Annotated in this window: 20 protein-coding genes and 2 tRNA genes; 13 read left to right on the plus strand and 9 right to left on the minus strand. The window is 45.7% G+C overall.

What is annotated here, in order from left to right:
* Positions 1-114: 114 nt before the first annotated feature.
* Positions 115-1,230, minus strand: coding sequence for a glucose-1-phosphate adenylyltransferase subunit GlgD (glgD, locus tag HMPREF0240_RS19995; protein WP_009005221.1), 1,116 nt, complete (start codon positions 1,228-1,230; stop codon positions 115-117).
* 1 nt (position 1,231) lies between these two features.
* Entirely contained in the window at positions 1,232-2,371 is a 1,140-nt protein-coding gene (locus tag HMPREF0240_RS20000; protein WP_009005222.1) for a glucose-1-phosphate adenylyltransferase, read from the minus strand.
* 419 nt (positions 2,372-2,790) lie between these two features.
* On the opposite strand from HMPREF0240_RS20000, the gene HMPREF0240_RS20005 reads away from it, so the two are divergent.
* From HMPREF0240_RS20005 to HMPREF0240_RS20040, 8 genes are all read left to right on the plus strand, one after another.
* Positions 2,791-3,876, plus strand: a complete 1,086-nt coding sequence (locus HMPREF0240_RS20005; protein WP_009005223.1) for an ATP-dependent 6-phosphofructokinase — start codon at positions 2,791-2,793, stop codon at positions 3,874-3,876.
* 132 nt (positions 3,877-4,008) lie between these two features.
* Positions 4,009-5,583 carry a DNA polymerase III subunit gamma/tau gene (gene dnaX / locus HMPREF0240_RS20010; RefSeq protein WP_009005224.1) on the plus strand — a complete coding sequence of 525 codons (1,575 nt, stop codon included), beginning with the start codon at positions 4,009-4,011 and terminating at the stop codon, positions 5,581-5,583.
* A gap of 2 nt (positions 5,584-5,585) precedes the next feature.
* Positions 5,586-5,939: a YbaB/EbfC family nucleoid-associated protein gene (locus tag HMPREF0240_RS20015; protein ID WP_009005225.1), complete on the plus strand. Its 354-nt coding sequence runs from the start codon at positions 5,586-5,588 to the stop codon at positions 5,937-5,939.
* Positions 5,940-6,045: 106 nt separating this feature from the next.
* Positions 6,046-6,642, plus strand: a complete 597-nt coding sequence (recR, locus tag HMPREF0240_RS20020) for a recombination mediator RecR (protein WP_009005226.1) — start codon at positions 6,046-6,048, stop codon at positions 6,640-6,642.
* Positions 6,643-6,671: 29 nt separating this feature from the next.
* Complete coding sequence (locus tag HMPREF0240_RS20025) at positions 6,672-7,775, plus strand: LacI family DNA-binding transcriptional regulator (RefSeq protein WP_347462634.1); 1,104 nt, start codon at positions 6,672-6,674, stop codon at positions 7,773-7,775.
* Between the two features lie 265 nt (positions 7,776-8,040).
* The gene (fsa, locus tag HMPREF0240_RS20030) at positions 8,041-8,694 is read left to right on the plus strand and encodes a fructose-6-phosphate aldolase (RefSeq protein ID WP_009005228.1); all 654 of its coding nucleotides are present in this window, start codon (positions 8,041-8,043) and stop codon (positions 8,692-8,694) included.
* Between the two features lie 98 nt (positions 8,695-8,792).
* Positions 8,793-9,629 carry a transketolase gene (locus HMPREF0240_RS20035; RefSeq protein ID WP_009005229.1) on the plus strand — a complete coding sequence of 279 codons (837 nt, stop codon included), beginning with the start codon at positions 8,793-8,795 and terminating at the stop codon, positions 9,627-9,629.
* Positions 9,617-10,555, plus strand: a complete 939-nt coding sequence (locus tag HMPREF0240_RS20040) for a transketolase family protein (protein WP_009005230.1) — start codon at positions 9,617-9,619, stop codon at positions 10,553-10,555. Before HMPREF0240_RS20035 ends, HMPREF0240_RS20040 begins: the two co-directional genes overlap by 13 nt.
* Positions 10,556-10,614: 59 nt before the next feature.
* Here the strand turns inward: HMPREF0240_RS20040 and HMPREF0240_RS20045 are convergent, their stop codons facing one another.
* Entirely contained in the window at positions 10,615-11,127 is a 513-nt protein-coding gene (locus tag HMPREF0240_RS20045) for a phosphohydrolase (RefSeq protein ID WP_242833365.1), read from the minus strand.
* Positions 11,128-11,414: 287 nt separating this feature from the next.
* Between HMPREF0240_RS20045 and HMPREF0240_RS20050 the strand changes: the two genes are divergently transcribed.
* The 4 genes from HMPREF0240_RS20050 to HMPREF0240_RS20065 all read left to right on the plus strand — a co-directional run bounded on the left by HMPREF0240_RS20050 (position 11,415) and on the right by HMPREF0240_RS20065 (position 15,518).
* Positions 11,415-12,173 (plus strand): transposase, encoded by a 759-nt coding sequence (locus tag HMPREF0240_RS20050; protein WP_009005232.1) that lies wholly within the window; start codon positions 11,415-11,417, stop codon positions 12,171-12,173.
* Between the two features lie 114 nt (positions 12,174-12,287).
* Entirely contained in the window at positions 12,288-13,445 is a 1,158-nt protein-coding gene (locus HMPREF0240_RS20055) for a LysM peptidoglycan-binding domain-containing protein (protein WP_035314321.1), read from the plus strand.
* A gap of 52 nt (positions 13,446-13,497) precedes the next feature.
* Positions 13,498-14,691: a DUF5711 family protein gene (locus tag HMPREF0240_RS20060; protein ID WP_009005234.1), complete on the plus strand. Its 1,194-nt coding sequence runs from the start codon at positions 13,498-13,500 to the stop codon at positions 14,689-14,691.
* Positions 14,692-14,699: 8 nt separating this feature from the next.
* Positions 14,700-15,518, plus strand: a complete 819-nt coding sequence (locus HMPREF0240_RS20065) for a CvpA family protein (protein WP_009005235.1) — start codon at positions 14,700-14,702, stop codon at positions 15,516-15,518.
* 141 nt (positions 15,519-15,659) lie between these two features.
* On the opposite strand, the gene HMPREF0240_RS20070 is transcribed toward HMPREF0240_RS20065, so the two are convergent.
* Both HMPREF0240_RS20070 and HMPREF0240_RS20075 read right to left on the minus strand, forming a co-directional pair.
* Positions 15,660-16,133 carry an N-acetyltransferase gene (locus HMPREF0240_RS20070; protein WP_009005236.1) on the minus strand — a complete coding sequence of 158 codons (474 nt, stop codon included), beginning with the start codon at positions 16,131-16,133 and terminating at the stop codon, positions 15,660-15,662.
* A 42-nt stretch (positions 16,134-16,175) separates the two neighbouring features.
* Positions 16,176-16,562 (minus strand): hypothetical protein, encoded by a 387-nt coding sequence (locus tag HMPREF0240_RS20075; protein WP_009005237.1) that lies wholly within the window; start codon positions 16,560-16,562, stop codon positions 16,176-16,178.
* Between the two features lie 356 nt (positions 16,563-16,918).
* Between HMPREF0240_RS20075 and HMPREF0240_RS20080 the strand changes: the two genes are divergently transcribed.
* Positions 16,919-17,623 carry an SGNH/GDSL hydrolase family protein gene (locus HMPREF0240_RS20080; RefSeq protein ID WP_009005238.1) on the plus strand — a complete coding sequence of 235 codons (705 nt, stop codon included), beginning with the start codon at positions 16,919-16,921 and terminating at the stop codon, positions 17,621-17,623.
* A gap of 125 nt (positions 17,624-17,748) precedes the next feature.
* Here the strand turns inward: HMPREF0240_RS20080 and HMPREF0240_RS20085 are convergent.
* From HMPREF0240_RS20085 to moaC, 4 genes are all read right to left on the minus strand, one after another.
* Positions 17,749-17,820 (minus strand) — tRNA-Asn (locus HMPREF0240_RS20085).
* 43 nt (positions 17,821-17,863) lie between these two features.
* A tRNA-Ala gene (locus HMPREF0240_RS20090) sits at positions 17,864-17,936 on the minus strand.
* Between the two features lie 305 nt (positions 17,937-18,241).
* Positions 18,242-19,291, minus strand: coding sequence for an ATP-binding cassette domain-containing protein (locus HMPREF0240_RS20095; protein ID WP_009005239.1), 1,050 nt, complete (start codon positions 19,289-19,291; stop codon positions 18,242-18,244).
* Position 19,292: 1 nt separating this feature from the next.
* Positions 19,293-19,781, minus strand: coding sequence for a cyclic pyranopterin monophosphate synthase MoaC (moaC, locus tag HMPREF0240_RS20100; protein WP_009005240.1), 489 nt, complete (start codon positions 19,779-19,781; stop codon positions 19,293-19,295).
* Positions 19,782-19,924 lie beyond the last annotated feature (143 nt).

Genomic DNA, 19,924 nt, shown 5'->3' on the forward strand with positions numbered 1-19,924 from the left:
AAGCCAAAAAAGGGGCTGTCACGAAACAGATAGCCACAAATAGGGGATGTGTGATTTATATGAATCACACATCCCCCTATCAATTTACAAAATTATGACTAACGACAAATATCCTTATATCGTATCCCCTCGTCGTATATACCCCGGTTTCTCCGGGGCTGCAATAAGTTCTTTTGCATGTATCAGGCTGGCCCCCTTATCCACAACCTGATTCTCAAGATAAACATCCTTTCCGATCACTGCCCCTGGCAGAAGAATGCAGTTTTTGACAACAGCTCCCTTATGGATAACACATCCCCGGCCCACAACGGAATTCTCGATGGTTCCCTCTATAAGACATCCATTAGACACAACGGAGGTTTTCACATCCGCGGTCTCATAGTACTGTGTGGGACAGGAATCGTTTGTCCTCGTATAGATGGGCCATTCATCGTCAAAAAGGTTCAGCGCATTCTTATAATCGATCAGTGACATATTTGCATCATAATAGCTCTTAAAGTCTGTAATGGAAGCAAAATACCCTCTGTGAGACACGCCCCGGATATCCAGCGTTTCACACTGGCTGTTTACAATTTGTGCAAGTGTGTACATAGAGGAGAGGTCTTTAGCCTTGTGGATCAGTTCGATAAACAGATCCTTCTTCATGATATAGGTATCCATAAAAATGTTTCTGCTCTTAGCGGTTCCGCGGTTCTTCTCTATAGAAAGCACGCCTTTCTGGCGGTTCAGGTTCAACAGATCGCAGTTCAGGAATGTTTCCTTTGCATTGTCTGTGGTGTGATACAACAGAGTAATATCAGCGTCTGAATTGATGTGTGTCTCCAAAAGCTGGTCATAGTTCTCTGTATAGACCATGTAGTTCGGTACAATGACAACATACGGATAGTGCATTCTTTCGATGCATTCCAGGTTCTCCAGGTAAGCGGCGATGTCGGTGTTGTAAATGTCATTGTCAGAACTGTTCTCTGCGAAAAGAACACGCAGTTTGCCGCGTTTGGAGTTGATGTTATAGTGCCGCCCTGTGCCAAGGTGTTCTACAAGGGAGCGGGGCATTCTGCGGGCATAGACCTGGATCTGGTCAATTCCGCTGTTGCTCATATTTGAGATCGGGAAGTCGATAACGCGGTATCTGCCGAGGAACGAAAATGCCCCGATGGTGCGGTATGACTGAAGTCCTTCTACTTTGATGTGATTTCCGGCAGGATTTACAATTCCAAATGCGTTGTTCATATTATTCTTCCCCCTTTACATTTTTAGAAACGAGTTCAATGTGCTCGCTTCCCGCGCTGCCAACAACAGCGTTCTTGCCGATCTTAACGCCATCGGCGATGAGCGCACGTGTAATGCATGCACCCTCTCCAACTTCAACACCCGGCATAAGCACACTGTCAATGATCCTGGCCCCGGTGCTGACTTTGGCGCCTGTGAAGAGGACAGAGTTTTTAATCTCCCCGTTGATCTTGCAGCCCTGGGTGATAAATGCCCGCTTGATATCTGCATCCGGTCCTGCATAATGCGGCAGGGTGTATCCGTCCTCCGTGTAAATCTTCCATGTAGGGTCATTCAAATCGAGGGCATTGTTCTTGTCCAGAAGATCCATATTGGCCTCCCACAGGGAATCAATGGTACCCACGTCTTTCCAGTATCCCTTGAATTTATATGCAAAAAGCTCTTTCTTGTCATTCAAAAGTGTAGGGATGATATCCTTTCCAAAGTCATGGCTGGAATCCGGATTCTTCATGTCTGCCAGAAGCATCCTGCGCAGCAGCTTCCAGTTAAATATGTAAATGCCCATGGAAGCCAGGTTGCTCTTTGGCTGTGGCGGTTTTTCTTCAAATTCTACAATACGGCCGTCCTCGGTGGTATTCATGATTCCGAAACGGCCCGCTTCTTTCATAGGTACTTCGATTACTGCGATAGTAGCATCTGCCTGGCATTCTTTATGATATGCCAGCATCTTTGCGTAGTTCATCTTATAGATGTGGTCACCTGACAGTATGAGGACATATTCCGGAGAGAAGGTATCGATAAAATCAATATTCTGGGAAATTGCATCTGCAGTTCCGCGGTACACGTCCAGGTTGGCATCCGCCTTTTCACGCGGAGGAAGGACATATACTCCACTGTTCTGGGCATCCAGTCCCCAGCGGCGTCCCGCAGCAACATAACTGTTTAGTAAAATGGATTCATACTGTGTCAGCACTCCGACAACATCAATGCCGCTGTTGGCACAGTTGCTCAAAGGAAAATCGACAATGCGGTATTTACCGCCATATGAAACTGCCGGTTTCGCCACCTTGTTGGTAAGTTCGTGAAGGCGTGAACCCCGGCCTCCGGCTAAAATCATTGCTAACATGTTATTCTGCTTCATAGTGTGTCCTCTCTTTCGTATTACTTGTTAATATTATACAAGTTTTTTGTAGAATTTACAATTCTTTTGTGCAAAAATGTGAGTTGTAGGCCGCTTTTTGTTCTAGTAGTGGAGGGAGACACCTCCCGTGGAACAGCAACTACTGTTTTGTGGAATTTGTCATTGAATCACGGTTGGTTAATCCAGGAGGAAAATAAAATCCAGGTATTTAAATGAAAAGAGAGTGTCAGTATACGGTCCGGTCTGTAATCAGTAACAGGTTTTCCATCAGTATCCGGAAATGAATATTTTCTTGTTACGGTATGCAAAATGGGGTATAATCATAAGAGTAAGAACAGCTTCACCTTACGGTGGAGCTGCTTGTAGTTTATAAGATCTGCTGCGGAAGCGGCAGAAGTTTGAACAAGGAGGATTTGATTATGTTGAGAATTGGTATGCTGACGAGCGGCGGAGACTGCCAGGCATTGAATGCAGCAATGCGCGGCGTAGTAAAGGGTGTATGTTCTAAGCGTGATGATGTGGAAATATATGGATTTAAAGATGGCTATAAGGGCTTGATTTATGCGAACTTCGAGATGCTGACCTCCAAGGATTTTTCCGGGATTCTGACACGGGGCGGCACGATTCTGGGGACATCCAGACAGCCGTTTAAGCTGATGCGGGTGCCGGATGCGAACGGGCTGGACAAGGTGGCTGCTATGAAGCATACATACCATAAGCTGAGCCTGGACTGCATTGTGATTCTGGGCGGCAATGGTACGCATAAGACGGCCAATCTCCTGAGGGAAGAGGGACTGAATGTGATTACGCTTCCGAAGACGATTGACAATGATCTCTGGGGAACCGATATGACCTTCGGGTTCCAGAGTGCAGTGGACATTGCCACGGATACGATTGACAGGATCCACACAACAGCGACCTCACACAGCCGTGTATTTATTATAGAAGTAATGGGACACAAGGTTGGGCATGTTACGCTTCATGCAGGGGTTGCAGGGGGCGCTGATATTATTCTGCTTCCGGAGATTCCTTATGATATTGAAGTGATCGCGGATGTGATCCAGAAGCGTTCTGCGGCCGGCAAGCCATTTACGATCCTGGCGGTTGCTGAGGGAGCAGTTTCCAAAGAGGATGCACAGCTGAAGAAAAAGGAATACAAGGAGAAGCTGGCAAACAGAAAGTATCCGTCGATTGCCTATGAACTGGCGGAACAGATTCAGCAGAAAACGGACAAGGAAGTACGTATTACCGTTCCGGGACATACCCAGAGGGGTGGTTCTCCGTGTGCGTATGACCGTGTATTTTCCACAAGAGTGGGTGCGGCGGCAGCAGAACTGATTCTGAAGGAAGAATTCGGCTATATGATTGCAATGAAAAACGGGGAGACAACAAAGGTACCGCTCCAGGATGTTGCAGGGAAGCTGAAGACGGTGGATCCGGGCTGCAGCCTGATTAAAGAGGCAAAGATGGTAGGGATCAGTTTTGGTGATGATGTTTTTAAGTAATCTTAAAAGGTAGAAGGTAAAAGAAAATTACTGTGCGTCTGGTATTTTTGCAGCCGAGGACTGTCTGGTTTGATTGTACAGTTACATGGAGCAGGGAGTAGTCAGATGCACTTTAGAGCAGAGGTGTGATTCATGTCGTATACGGCGCTTTACAGAAAGTTCCGTCCTACAGAATTTGCAGATGTAAAAGGACAGGACCATATTATTACAACTTTGCAGAACCAGATTAAGGCAAACCGCATCGGACATGCCTATCTGTTCTGCGGGACCCGGGGAACCGGGAAGACTACGGTGGCAAAGATATTTGCCAAGGCCGTAAACTGCGAGCATCCGGCGGATGGCAGTCCCTGCGGGGAATGTGCGATGTGCCGGTCGATTGCGGCGGGGACTTCCATGAATGTCATTGAGATTGATGCTGCATCCAACAATGGTGTGGACAATATCCGGGAGATCCGGGAGGAAGTGGCGTACCGGCCGACGGAAGGGCGGTATAAGGTCTACATCATAGATGAGGTGCATATGCTTTCCATAGGTGCTTTCAATGCGCTTCTTAAGACGCTGGAAGAACCGCCGGAGTATGTGATTTTTATACTGGCAACGACAGAGGTGCATAAGATACCGATTACGATCCTTTCAAGATGCCAGCATTATGATTTTAAGCGGATCACGATTGAGACGATTTCCGACAGGCTGAAGGAGCTGATGGTGACCGAACAGGTGGAAGTGGAGGACAGAGCCATCCGCTATGTGGCGAAGGCGGCAGACGGCTCCATGCGTGATGCGCTGAGCCTTCTGGACCAGTGTATCGCTTTTTATCTGGGGCAGAAACTGACCTATGATAATGTGTTGGAAGTGCTGGGGGCAGTGGACACGGATGTGTTCAGCCTGCTGCTCCGCAATATTATTAAGCGGGATATACCTAAGGTACTGGACACGGTAGAAGACCTGGTGATGCAGGGAAGGGAACTGACACAGCTTTCTTCCGATTTCACATGGTATCTCAGGAACTTGCTTCTGGTGAAAACTTCTGATAATATAGAAGATGTGCTTGATGTATCTACGGAGAATATGCTGCAGCTGAAGGAAGAGGCTCAGATGATTGAGTCCGATATGCTGCTCCGTTACATCCGTATTTTTTCCGAGCTGTCGGGACAGCTCAAATATGCGACTCAAAAACGGGTTCTTCTGGAGGTTGCGCTGATTAAGCTGTGTACTCCGGCCATGGAAGTGGAGCAGGATACGCTGCTTGACCGCATCCGGGCAGTGGAAGAAAAGCTGGAGCAGGGGATCCCTGCAGGCGCCGCTGCTGAACGGGTGGTTTATGTGAGCGGAGACCCAGGGGCTGCGCAGGCAAAACAGAAGGCCAGGCCGGAATTGCCCAATGCGATCCCGGAAGATATCCAGGAGGTTGTGAAGAACTTCAGACCCATTGCAGATGAGGCGTCCGGAATGCTTCGGACCTTTCTGAAGAAGGCCAGGCTGAGTCTTGGAGGAGACAACCGGCTGATGATCGTGATGCCGGGGACGCTGGAGGCAGATGTGGTCGGTAAGGAAGAACACCGGCAGGAGCTGGAGGCGCTGATTGAGAACCGGATCGGGAAAAAGGTGGAAGTGGAGGTCCGTCACGTAGAAGAGGGACGGCACTTTGAAGATACATTTGTAGACATCGAAAAGAAAATTAATATGGAGATCATAGTGGAGGATTAATCATGGCAAAAAGAGGCGGATTTCCAGGCGGCGGAATGCCTGGCAATATGGCAAATCTGATGAAGCAGGCGCAGAAGATGCAGCGCCAGATGGAAGAGCAGGCAAAAGAGCTTGAGACAAAAGAATACACAGCAACAGCCGGCGGAGGTGCTGTAGAGGTAGCCATTTCCGGCAAGCGCGAGGTTCTGCGTGTGAAGCTGGAGGAAGAAGTTGTGGATCCGGAAGACATCGAGATGCTTCAGGACCTGATTGTAGCGGCAACGAACGAAGCACTGAGAAAAGTCGATGAAGAGTCAAATTCAGCAATGAACAAACTGACAGGCGGACTCGGCGGCGGCATGCCCGGAATGTTCTAAATATTCTGACAATGGTGCTCAAGAGGGTCAGACCCCTTTGCAGAAGGGTCTGACCCTCTTGACCTGCTTTGTTAAGAACGTAACGAAGAAACAGGAGTGATACTAAATGGATTATTACAGTAATCAAATCAGCCGGCTGATTGAGGAATTTTCACGCCTGCCGGGAATTGGGGCGAAGTCTGCGCAGCGCCTGGCTTTTCATATTATTAATATGCCGCAGGAGCAGGTGGAGAATCTGGCCAAATCTCTTGTGGATGCCCGCAATAATGTGCGGTACTGTGCGCAGTGCTGTACGCTGACGGACCGGGAGCTCTGTCCGATCTGCAACAATCCCGACCGGGACCAGAAGACCATTATGGTGGTGGAGACACCCCGGGATCTTGCTGCTTATGAGAAAACGGGAAAATATAACGGCGTTTATCATGTCCTGCATGGTGCGATTTCTCCCATGCTTGGCATAGGGCCCGGGGATATTCGACTGAAGGAGCTTATGGAACGTCTTCAGGGGGATGTGGATGAGGTGATTATCGCCACCAACTCCAGTCTTGAGGGGGAGACGACGGCTATGTATATCAGTAAGCTGATCAAGCCCACGGGGATTAAGGTCAGCCGGATTGCCAGCGGTGTTCCGGTGGGCGGAGACCTGGAATATATAGACGAGGTAACTCTCCTACGGGCACTGGAAGGCAGAACCGAACTGTAGACAGATGAAACAGGTACTAAGGAAGTGGGATGATGTATAAGAAAAAAGTGACATCTTCAGATGTGGCGCGCAAAGCAGGAGTATCTCAGGCCACAGTCTCCATGGTTCTCAATAAGAAGTACAATGTTTCCTTCTCAAAGGATGTGATCCGCAAGGTTGAGGAGGCTGCCGTGGAACTGGGATATGAGCTGCCAAAGAGGAAACGGCATAAGGAAAATAAGCGGGAAAAGCTTCTTGTTGTGCTCTGTCCGAACCTGACGAATCCCTATTATGTTATGCTGCTGCAGGGAATTGAATCCCGGGCGACAGAGCAGGGCTTTGGGCTGTTCGTCTGTAATACACAGAGGAATCTGGAGCTGGAAGAACGCTATTTGAAAATGATGCCGTCGCTGAATCCGCAGGGGGTGATATATACCTGTAACCCAAGCAGGTGTTTTATGCCAATTGTGGAAGAATTGTCGGAGAAGATCCCGTTTGCTATTATAAATAACCAGAATGAAAAGCTGGACGTAGATGCCGTTGAACTGGACAATTCCAAGCTGGGCAGGATTATGGCCCGGCACCTGCTGGAGCTGGGACACCGGCATGTGGCATATATTGCACCGCCTTTGACTGTCAGACAGAAGCAGCGCTCCAAGCGGGTGGAGGGATTTCTTAAGGAATTTAAGGATGCAGGGCTGGGAGAAAATGTTATTATAAAGGCGGCTAATGAGCAGATCGATAAGGATATTCCGGGAATAGATTCAGAGTACAGAATCGGTTATGACCTGACCAAAGAACTGCTGGCAGAACATCGTAATCTGACTGCTATTGTAGGGCTGAATGATATGATTGCCTTCGGCATTATGGATGCGCTTTATGATGAGAAGTACAGAGTTCCGGGCGACATGTCCGTAATGGGGTGTGACAATACACTGTTTGCCAGAATGCATAATATATCGCTGACCACCATAGAGCATTTTGTGATTTATAAAGGGCGGGATGCGTGCGATATTATTATGAAGAAAATAAAAACCAGGGACAGGCAGTATTCGGAGATGGAACCTGTCAGCATTTACCATGTGGAATATGAACCCAGGATCGTTACGAGAGGAACGACTTCATATCCTCCAAGCAGAAAAAAGAAAAATTAATGTAATAGAAAAAAATATTACTAATAATTTAGAACATGAACTGCTTTGTTCATAAAAAATTTATATAAAAATATTGGATATGGGCGTGGATACGTTTTGAAAATAAAATAAAGGGAGTTATATCAATTTGAAGATAATTAATAATATGAAATTATTAACTGAAGAAAATTATTAATAATCTACAGCACTATTGACCCGCCACTCGCCAGCGCTTATAATCATTAATATGGAAACAAAGGGATTTTAGTTCAAGGAGGAACGAATAATGAAATTTTTTATCGACACGGCTAAAGTAGAGGATATTAAAAAAGCAAACGATATGGGAGTGATCTGCGGAGTTACCACAAACCCGTCGCTGATCGCAAAAGAAGGACGAGTTTTTGAAGAGGTAATCGCTGAAATCGCTTCAATCGTAGACGGACCAATCAGCGGCGAGGTGAAAGCTACAACAACAGATGCAGAGGGAATGATTGCAGAAGGAAGAGAGATTGCCAGGATTCATAAGAACATGGTAGTTAAGATCCCGATGACAGTAGAAGGTCTGAAGGCATGTAAAGTTCTTTCTTCTGAAGGTATTAAGACAAACGTAACATTAATCTTCTCCGCAAACCAGGCACTGCTTGCAGCAAGAGCTGGTGCAACATACGTATCACCGTTCCTGGGACGTCTGGACGACATCTCTGTACGAGGAACAGACCTGATCGCTGAGATCGCACAGATTTTCGAAGTTGCAGGCATCCAGGCAGAGATTATCGCTGCAAGCGTGCGCAACCCAATTCATGTGACTGACTGTGCTCTTGCAGGAGCTCATATTGCTACAGTTCCATACAGCGTAATCGAGCAGATGACACATCACCCGCTGACAGACGCAGGAATTGAAAAATTCCAGGCGGATTATAAAGCAGTATTTGGTGAATAATTTAACAAGCAGGGTCAAAGGGGTCAGACCCCTATGCAAAAGGGTCTGACCCCTTTGGGCAATCCCTGGAAATAAATAATGAAACAGGAGGAATTTCAATGAATAAGTTAGAATTGATGAAGACTGCAAATGAAGTCCGCAAGGGCATTGTGACTGCAGTTCACAGTGCGAAATCCGGTCATCCGGGCGGTTCTTTATCTGCAGCCGATATTTTCACATATCTTTATTTTGAAGAAATGAATATTGATCCTAAGGATCCTAAGAAAGCGGACCGTGACCGTTTTGTATTGTCAAAGGGACATACTGCTCCAGGCCTGTATTCTGCACTGGCCAACAGAGGGTATTTCCCGGTGGAAGATCTGAAGACACTGCGTCACACAGGTTCCTATCTTCAGGGACATCCGGATATGAAACACATTCCGGGGGTTGATATGTCTTCAGGTTCTCTGGGACAGGGTATTTCTGCAGCAGTTGGAATGGCAATTGCAGCGAAGCTGTCAGGGGACGATTACAGAGTCTATACGCTTGTTGGGGATGGCGAGATCCAGGAGGGGCAGGTATGGGAGGCTTCCATGCTTGCGGCTCACAGAAAGCTGGATAATCTGGTTGTGATCGTGGACAATAACAACCTGCAGATTGACGGGGCAATTGACGAGGTTAACTCACCATATCCGATAGATAAAAAGTTTGAGGCTTTCAATTTCCATGTTATTAATATAGAAGGAAATGATTTCGATCAGATAGATGCTGCATTTAAAGAAGCAAAAACGGTAAAGGGACAGCCGACAGCAATCATTGCTAAGACGGTGAAAGGGAAAGGCGTATCCTTTATGGAGAATCAGGCTTCCTGGCATGGTACAGCTCCAAATGATGAGCAGTACGAAGTTGCCATGAAAGATTTAGAGAAAGTAGGTGAAGCATTATGTCAGATGTAAAGAAGATTGCAACAAGAGAAAGTTATGGCAATGCTTTAGCTGAACTGGGAAAAGAACACCAGGATGTTGTAGTTCTGGATGCGGACCTTGCAGCAGCAACTAAGACAGGTGTATTCAAAAAGGCATTTCCAGAAAGACATATTGACTGTGGTATTGCCGAGAGCAATATGATGGGAGTTGCAGCAGGGCTGGCAGCAGCCGGGAAAGTGCCGTTCGCAAGCTCATTTGCCATGTTTGCAGCGGGACGTGCTTTCGAGCAGGTACGTAACTCCATCGGATATCCAAAACTGAACGTCAAGATCGGAGCTACACATGCAGGTATTTCTGTAGGTGAAGACGGTGCAACACATCAGTGCAACGAAGACATCGCTCTGATGCGGACAATACCGGGGATGGTTGTTATTAACCCGGCAGACGATGTGGAAGCAAGGGCGGCAGTGAAAGCTGCATATGAATATGCAGGCCCGGTATATATGCGTTTCGGAAGACTGGCGGTGCCGGTAATCAACGACAATGCGGATTATAAATTTGAAATCGGAAAGGGCGTTGTACTCCGTGAAGGAAAAGACCTTACTATCATCGCAACAGGACTTCCTGTAGCAAACTGTCTTGAAGCGGCAGAAAAGCTGGCAGCCGATGGAATTGATGCAAAAGTAATTAACATCCATACCATTAAACCTTTGGACGAGGAACTGGTAGTTGCAGCAGCCAATGAGACCGGCAAAGTCGTTACAGTTGAGGAACATTCCGTAATCGGCGGACTGGGCAGCGCAGTATGTGACGTGCTCTCAGAGAAAGCTCCGACGAAGGTTATGAAGATCGGTATCAATGATACATTTGGAGAATCAGGACCGGCAGTGGAACTGGTTAAGAAATACGGACTTGATGCTGAAAGTATATATAAGAAAGTAAAAAGTTTCTTTTAACTTCAAAGGGGTCAGACCCCTCCGGTAGGAGGGTCTGACCCCTTTGATCATCTTTTGCTCTACCTCTGGCTTGTCTCCAAAGTTCCACAGTACTTGTCTGTAAATGTGGTTATCCATCCTTCTTTTGTACGGGGAACACGGAAAAGAGTTACCGGCCACATATGGCTCAATATGATATCTTCCTCTTTTGCATTAAGTTCAAAAAACTTTTTCGCATGCTTAAAAGCACATTTGGGATGTGTCATCCCGTGAAAATAATCCCCGGTCCGGGCTGCATGTGTGTGCCAGTCATACAAGAACAGATCATGAAGCATACCGCCGCGGGCGGCCGACCGCGCATCGAGTTGAAGAAAACGGCACCACACATAGTTATAATAGGCGACATGAAGGCAGTGCTGATAGCAGCTCGTATGGCCGTGGTGAGGATACAGCTTCATGCGGAGTACGACGGGATGCTCTGCGATATCCTTAATACACTCATAAAATTCATCTCCCCAGTCGCGCCGCAGGTCTTCCTTCTTATTAGAAGTCTCACTGCGCAGGTTATCCAGTAATTTATTACGAAATCTCATGATAGACACCTCTGTTTATATTTATATCAATACTTATATCAAATATTTATATCCATAATAACACTACAAATATGTAGATTCAATTTATCGTAGAAAAATTAAGAAAAATATGATATTCTATTTCTAATCTGATTATATTCTGTGCGGACGGCGTATGAAGTCGCCGGGAGAATATTTCATCACCAGCGGCGATAAGCCATTCCTATACATTTCAGTTCCGGTTCGGAACAACATTTCACAGTGAGCATACTAAAAATCATTTCAGGCAACAACTAAGGAGGAGTTATATGCCAAGAAAAAACAGAAGAGAGAGCGGGACCGAAGTTTACCACATTATAGTCCGCGGCAATAACAAAGAGAAGATATTTGAAAAGAACAGCGACAAAATAGCTTTTATGAATATTTTGAAAAAGGGGCAAACATACTATACGACTGAAATGTATGCCTACTGTATAATGATTAATCATGTACACATCATGTTAAAAGCCGGGTATGACGTCCTGCCTAGGTTCATGCAGCGCATCAATTCGACATATGCTGAGTATTATAATGCCAGATACGACAGAACCGGCCACGTATTCCAGGGTCGTTACTACAGTGACTGCGTAGAGACAGAAGAATATTACTGGTGCTGTCTGCGTTATATCCACAATAATCCGGTCAAAATCAACCTTGTCACACGGCCTTTTGACTATGGATTCAGCAGTGCGTCAGAATATTACTCAGAAACTCGGGAGTTGATAGACGAAGCCTCATATCACATGCTGAAAACCCGTTTTCATAATATAGAAGACTTCTGGGGATTTCATCGTCAGTTCGAACAGAAATCATTTCTCGATACCGTTGAAGATGAGAGGATTCACAACTCTGAACGGGTTAGAATATTAGTTGAGAAATACATGTTCGAAAATCAAATTGAAGATGTTCAAACAGTATTAACAATTGGGAAAATAAAAGAGAGTTTTTTAATGGAATGTAAGGATGCAACAGGACTTTCGGAGCGAAAAATTGAGAATATTCTGAAAACGGAGTGCAAAGGGGTCTGACCCCTCCGCAGACCCCGCCGCAGTATTTTTGTCGAACGCACCTGACACCAACCGATAAATTCAGCCTTTTCGTTATGCTATGCTTATGAAAAATTTTATTCAGAGGTGAGTGTAATGGAGAGACAAATTCCTAAAAACGTGCGTCAAATCGGGAATGTCAGTGACAGCCCGAAGATTTATGTAGAAGATTATGTAGATACATTTTTCGCCCAGTTATGCGAAAAAGGGGGGGAAGGACCGGTCGGTGCATTCCTTGTAGGAGATATACAGAAAACAGAAGATGAGGAGTATGTATACATATATGGAGCGATCCAGATGCACGATTTAAAATTATCGGGCAGCGACTATGTAATAGAGGATGATACATGGAAGAAAGCATACGAAGACTGTAAACAATATTTTGAAGATGGGGAGATGCTGGGCTGGTTTGTTGCGCACCAGGGCGTGCCGCTGACACCGGAACACAGTACGGTGAAGCTTCACAAAAAGTCGTTCCCCAAGAAGAATACAGTGTTTATTATGAAAGATCCTGTGGAAAAGGACGAGGTGTTCTTTGCACTGAAGTACAATGATCTGATGGAAATAGGCGGGCACTATACATATTATGAGAAAAACCCGTGTATGCAGAACTATATGATCTCGACTAGAAAGAAGAATGGGGTGAGTCCCTCGGAAACTGTTGAGGATAGAGCTGCAAAGGACTTTCGTAGTCTTGTTAGAACCCGCGAGGAGCAACAACACCAGAAAAGAAGCAACCACGTGATGTATGCGGTCAGCGCGTGTCTGGTGCTTATTGTCATCATCATGGGCGTTACCACGCTCAACAACTTCGATAAGATGAAATCGGTACAGACCACTCTGAACAATCTCTCGAGTTCCGCATCTACGGACAAGCAGTCGGTGGAGGCGAAGGAGACCAGCGGGAATGTAACCGCCGTTACCAATGAACCATCGGGAGAACAGTTACAGCAGGAGGGCAGCCAAAAAGATGCCCAGGGGGATACCGGGCAGAAAGAAGAGGAAGGACAGGCTCCCGCCGATTCGGATCAGCCGCAGGATACTGACGGTGGCGGTCAGGATGCCGATGCGGCAAAAACAGACTCGGGTGCCAACGGAAGCGACGGTGTATATATCGTGGAACAGGGTGATACGCTGGCGATTATAAGCCGGAAAACATATGGCGATGTATCCCATGTGGATGCGATCTGCAAAATGAATGGCCTCACGGATGGGAACCTGATTTACGTAGGTCAGAAATTGCTATTACCATAAAATGATGTTATAATCTTTTGGTAAGACTAAAGAACGCAATAAGGGGATAGAAATGACGCAAAAGAAAAATCCACATTTGAAACTGGCCGGCCCAGTCGATTTGGAGAAGATAAAACAGTCAGCAAAGCGGCACAGGAAAGATGCGGTAAAACGATGGAGTATCGCCGCGCTGCTGATCATCATGATTGTAAGCGGGTCATACCTGCTTGTAAAGAATCAGTCCTACACAAGCGTACATAAAGCAGCATCCTACGAAGACGAAACTTCGGATACCAACCGGTATGCTCAGTTTGCCGATGGGATCGTGCGCTACAGCCGGGATGGTATCGTATATTTGAACAGAAAAAATGAAGAGCAGTGGATTCAGCCATGTCAGATGAAGAATCCGGTGATCGATGTCAACGAAGAAACATTTGCCGTAGCAGACAGCGGAGGCAACTCCATATTGGTATTTACGGAGGAGGGCCTGAAGGGCGAGATGGAAACGACGCTCCCAATCGAAAAAATGTCGGTTTCCAGCCAGGGAATTGTAAGTACAATCCTGAAAAATGAAGGCTCCCCGATGATCGTAACATACGATGCGACGGGAAATATTCTCGTAGAACATCAGGCCACCATGAACAGTACGGGGTATCCGCTGGCTCTTGACATATCGAGGGACGGTATGACACTTGCAGTTTCCTATCTGTCCACCAAAGACGGAGCCATGAAGTCCCGGGTTGCCTATTATAATTTTGGTGAGGCGGGCAAAGACAAAACGGATCATGAGGTAAGCATGGAGGAGTACGGCGGGAGTATTGTCCCGGAAGTATACTTTATGGATGACACAACATCGGTTGCGGTCAGTGACAGTTCCTTTATCATATATGAAGGAAAGGACACGCCTCAGAAGAAAAAAGAAGTGGAAATCAATCAGGAAATCAAAAGTGTATTTCATACAGACAAATATATTGGCTTTGTACTTTTAAACAAAAACAAATCAGGGTACGAAGCCCGCCTGTATAACAAGTCAGGCAAACAGGTCATGAATAAGGCATTTACCGGAGAATACAGCAATGTCAAGATGCACAAGGACGAGATCATCATGTATGATGGTACCAAGTGCTGTATTATTACAAATAACGGGATCATGCGGTTCAAAGGGGACCTGCAGACGAATGCATTGGAAGTCATCCCTGCACGGGGGATAAACAGATACCTGGTGATGAGCGCCGATGAGCTGAGAGTGGTTTATCTGGTGAAATAGGAGAAGATATGGATAACTGGTTATTAATAATGGTTGGCGTTGTATTTTTAATATGCATGGCAGTGGGATATTTAAGAGGCTTTTTCCGGATAGGGCTCTCGCTCCTCTCTGCGGTGCTGACAATCGTGCTGATGATCGTGCTGAATCCTTACGTGGCACAGGCACTGACCAAGTATACGCCAATTTCAGAAATGATAGAGACAAAATGTACAGAGGCATTCATGCCGGAGATTTCTGCAGAAGAGCTGTCAAAAGTTGATCTGAGCGGCACGCCCCTTTCCGGGCTGAGTCAGGACGATCTGGCGAATCTGAAAGAGCTGGACTGGGAGCGTCTGGGAATTACGGCGCAGGATGTTCTTGATGTGATCGGAGAGATCCCAAAAGATGCGCAGATAAAGCAGATCGAGAACTCGACGCTGCCATCATTTATGAAAAATATTATTCTTGAAAATAATAACTCAGAGATATACAGCGAGCTGAACGTACTCAGCTTTCCGGAGTACGTGGCTACCTATATATCCAGAATGGTAATAAAAATCATATCATTCCTGGTGACATTCCTGCTTGCTATCATTATTGTAAGGGCACTGATGGCCGCTGTGGATATCATCGGGGAACTTCCTGTCCTGGGCCTGATCAACCGTTTTGCGGGCGCACTGGCGGGTGTTTTTGTAGCGCTCCTGATTGTATGGTTTGCGTTCCTTATTCTGACGCTGGTATATTCTACGCCAGTCGGCAGAATGTGTTTTGACTTGATTGAGGACAGTGCAATACTGTCGTTCTTGTATGATAAAAATATTCTGCTTCAGAAGCTTCTGAAGTTTTAACATAGATGCAACGCAATTTTTTGGTAAATTAATATAATAAAGGGCGGCATAAATTAACTGAGAGACAGTTGTTTTATGCCACCCTTTTATCATGTGCGGCAGAAGTCTGTTTAAGGGGACTTCTGACGCACAGAAATTTTGCTATAAATATTTTACCATGATATACTCTTCCCCGTTTTCCTTTACTACCTGAAAACCCAGATCCTGATACATTTTAGCGGCATAATTCGCCTTCTGAACAGACAGGGAGACCTGCCCTATGCCATTATTCTGCAGAAGGGAACACATACTTTTCATCAGATCGGTTCCGATGCCCATCCCCCGATACTCTTTATAAACCGAGATCGCTAATGACGGTGTATCGTCATCGATATGCCCATAATCATTCATAACACGCGTCCAAACGGCCCCTGCTACTTTTCCACAGGCGTCTGCCACCAGGCATCTGTCCTCTTTCTCTTCGCCGAAACCGGAGATGTAAACCTGAAGGTCAGGGGAAGCAATGACGGATTTTGGAGGAGCTTCTGTGCCATCGGGAATAAATATTGCTTCATATAAAAAAACATCTAATAAAGGGTACTCGGATTCTTCTATTTCACGTATTGTATAATTCATGTACAGCCTCCTGTAATACATGGCCTGAAGTATGTATTTATCTTACAGGCCGTCTTTTCTCACTGTTTCCAGTATTCTGCGAAGGCTGTATGTATTGGCCTTCTTTGCAAATGTGTCCTGATTGAATGTTTTATGTATTTGCCGGAGTACCTTCTTACCCCTCATCACAAATACATTGAGATTCCCTTTAAAACGTGTGTCAATACGTTCGGATGTATATGAGAGGGATTTGGGGTCTGACCAGATCAGCTTTTTACCATCATCAAAATTGATTATAACTGTAAGATCCTTTGGTATAGATACCCCTTCAATAAATGTTACCTCAAATAATGCAGTATTGCCTCCGCCCCGTCTGCCGGCATCTTTCACTTCAAAATCTTCTGTTAGTATTTCCCTTAATACTGTTAACTGTTCTGCTGCACTGCTCATAATACTCCCTCCTTGTCTGTCAGGATATTAAAAACTGCTGGTTATATTCTCAGTATATCACAGCGCGGTTAAACGCAAACAAAAAAGTTCTGCAGATAAGGAGATTAAATACAGTATTGACAGTTCCAGGTGCGGTCATGTTGTTCCTATAGTTGTTTGCGTCGAGAATTCCCGGCCCTTGCCTGTCAGGGCAATCGATATACGGACACAGGGGATTTTTTTCTTACGAAATTTTACTTATTTACCAGCGGGGATTTTCGGATGCTCTTTTTATTAAAAGCACCTTGACACGAGGTTATTATAAATCTATAATGTAGTTATCAAAACTACGTTGCGTATTGAAGGAAGGTAATATAATGAAAAATATCAAAAATATAGAAGTTCTAGGAGATTCTATCCTGAAAGGTATTCAGGTAAATCCGGTCAGCAAGAAATATCAGACAATAAATGACATCGATTTCGATATGTTAAGCCGCAGATATGCCTTGTCTATCAAAAATGACTCCCGTTTTGGTTGCACCGTCACGAAAGGCGCCAGCATTCTTTTAAAAAAGCTGGATACAGGGCTGGATTGTGACGCTGTTGTCATGGATTTCGGAGGAAATGACTGTGATTACAAATGGGCGGAAATAGCGGAGAACCCGGAAGGAGTATTTTTGCCGAATACACCTTTAGAACAGTTCGTTGAGGAGTATACCGGTTTGATAAAAACATTAAAAGCAAGAGGGATTCTTCCCATTCTGACGACGCTGCCGCCGCTCGAACCGCAGCGCTTCTTTAACTGGTGGTGCCGGAATCTGAATAAGGAAAATGTTATGAAATGGCTCGGCTCAATCAGCCATATCTCGGACCATCAGGCCAGCTATTCTGCCACGGTAGAAGAACTGGCTGCAAGAGAACAGGTACCGCTGATTGATATCCGCTCTGCATTTCTCGAGCATGGATCGATCTCCGATCTCATATGCGAGGATGGGACGCATCCAAATTCAAAAGGACAGCAGATTATTACCGAAGTATTTCAAATGTTTGCTGCAGGCAGATTATTATCGACCAATATATGAAGGGAACTGTCAGGCATCTACACGGCAAAACAGTTCCGGCAGAAATGTAGTCTAAATTAATCTGTATTTGAGTTTTATAAAACAAAAAAATCTTGTAAAACATTTAGTTTACAAGATTTTTCAAGCTCCCCGAGTTGGGCTTGAACCAACGACCCTTCGGTTAACAGCCGAATGCTCTACCACTGAGCTATCGAGGATTATTATTTAATTGTCTCCCAATGCTTCAGCACTGAGCGATAGTGGAGAATACGAGATTCGAACTCGTGACCTCCTGCTTGCAAGGCAGGCGCTCTCCCAACTGAGCTAATCCCCCATGGAATGTTATTGTTCCCAACAACTTTTATAAAATACCATATTCCATGAGAGCTGTCAATATATTTTATGATATTTTCTATATTTTATGCGTAAAACTTTTATATAAATTGGTTCGCCGTCATTTTCGAAGCAAAATAAAAGAATTAGCTGGAAAGTTGTCTTCAGCGGCCTGCTGGCAGCAAACGTTATAAAAAGAGTGATTTCCGAAAAATAATGATAAAACAAAGAACAGCCGCCAGGCGGGATTAAAAACCGCGGGGCGGCTGTACCTCATATGGACCGGACAGAAACAGCAAATCCCGGTTATTTCAGCAGCAGTATCTTATTCTCCGGAACCAGCAGATAATCCGGCATACCCTTTTCAACCAGTATATTCCAGTCGTCTCTCTGCACAAACCAGCAGATCTCCTCCGCGCCGTCTTCTGCACCTTTCAGGAAATATTTCTTTTCAAACTGCAGTTCTGCTATGCTGTTTACCTCTACAGGAAGGCAGTTTTCCACCGCATCTCCCCATACCGGTATGAAATCATGGGCACGAACTCCGATGTACTGAATATCCGCGGGAACTTCCTTTTGTAATTCCAGTTCGATGCCCCATTCAGGAACTTGAAGAGAGTGGGGCCCCAGCCTGCGGATCTGCGTAATATTTTTGCAGCCGGTTAGCCGGGCGGCTTCTTTCCACTGGGGGTTTTCGAAGATCTCTTTTGTCTTACCGCAGCAGACGATCCGGCCGTCATCCATAATCAGCAATTCTTCACTGAACCGATAGATTTCATCTCTGCTGTGGGATACCAGAATAACCGTTCCTTCATAATCTGCCAGTATCTCAAGCATCTCCTGCTGGAGCCTGTCTTTAAGAAACACATCCAGTGCGGAGAAGGGTTCGTCCAGAAGAATCATATCCGGCTCATATGCCATGATCCTTGCAAGAGCAACTCTCTGCTGCTGTCCGCCAGAGAGTTCACCTGGCAGCCGGTCCCCCAGACCGTTCAACTGGAACTTTTGGAGCATCTCTTCCACTCTGTCTGCTTTTTCGGCTTTTGTCCCTTTTAGCCCGGCGGAAATGTTGTCTTTCACGGTCATAGTGGGGAACAGGGCATAATTCTGGAACAGGTACCCTACATTCCGCTTCTGGGGCTTCCAGTTTACTTTATTTTCAGAATCAAAGACTTCTTTCTGATCTATCGCAATCCGGCCTTCATCCGGTGTGACAATTCCTGCAATGCTTTTCAATGTCATACTTTTACCGCACCCGGAGGCGCCCAGTATACCGATCCTGCGGCTGTTGCTTTCCAGATGCATGTCCAGCATAAAAGTTCCCAGCTTTTTTTTGAATTTCATCTCAACAGCCATATCATTTTACTCCTTTGTCGGCTTCCCAAGGCCCGCTCTTTCCGCCGGATTTTTTCAGCAGACGAATCCCGCTGATCTCCATGCCTTTATCAACTGCCTTGCACATGTCGTATATTGTAAGCAGCGCAACGCTGACCCCTGTCAGAGCCTCCATTTCCACGCCTGTTTTACCCGTTGTCTTTGCGGTGCATACCGCCTCTATTGTACAGCAGTGGTCATGAAGAGTAAATTGAAGCTCTGCATTAGTCAGATTTAACATATGACACAGCGGTATCAGTTCGGGGGTCTTCTTAGTCCCCATAATACCTGCTATTCTGGCGGCCCCCAGGACATCCCCTTTTTTTATGCCGCCCGACTTTACCTTTTCATAGCATTCCCTGGACATCTGGATCATACCGCCCGCAGCTGCTTCCCGTTCTGTATCCTGCTTTTTACTGACATCTACCATGACTGCATTGCCCTGTTCGTCAAAATGTGTGAATTCGCCCATAATCTATGCCTCTTTTCTTGTTTATTCTATCAGGCCGTCTGTATCTTTGACGTTCTCTGTTAAATCATACCTTACTCTATTGAGAATGTCCATACTCCGCCTCAAATGTCTGAATCATCTTCCGGGTCTTATGGCGATTGAAA

Origin of the sequence: Clostridium sp. D5 (assembly GCF_000190355.1) — a bacterium.
GTDB lineage: Bacteria > Bacillota > Clostridia > Lachnospirales > Lachnospiraceae > Faecalicatena > Faecalicatena fissicatena_A.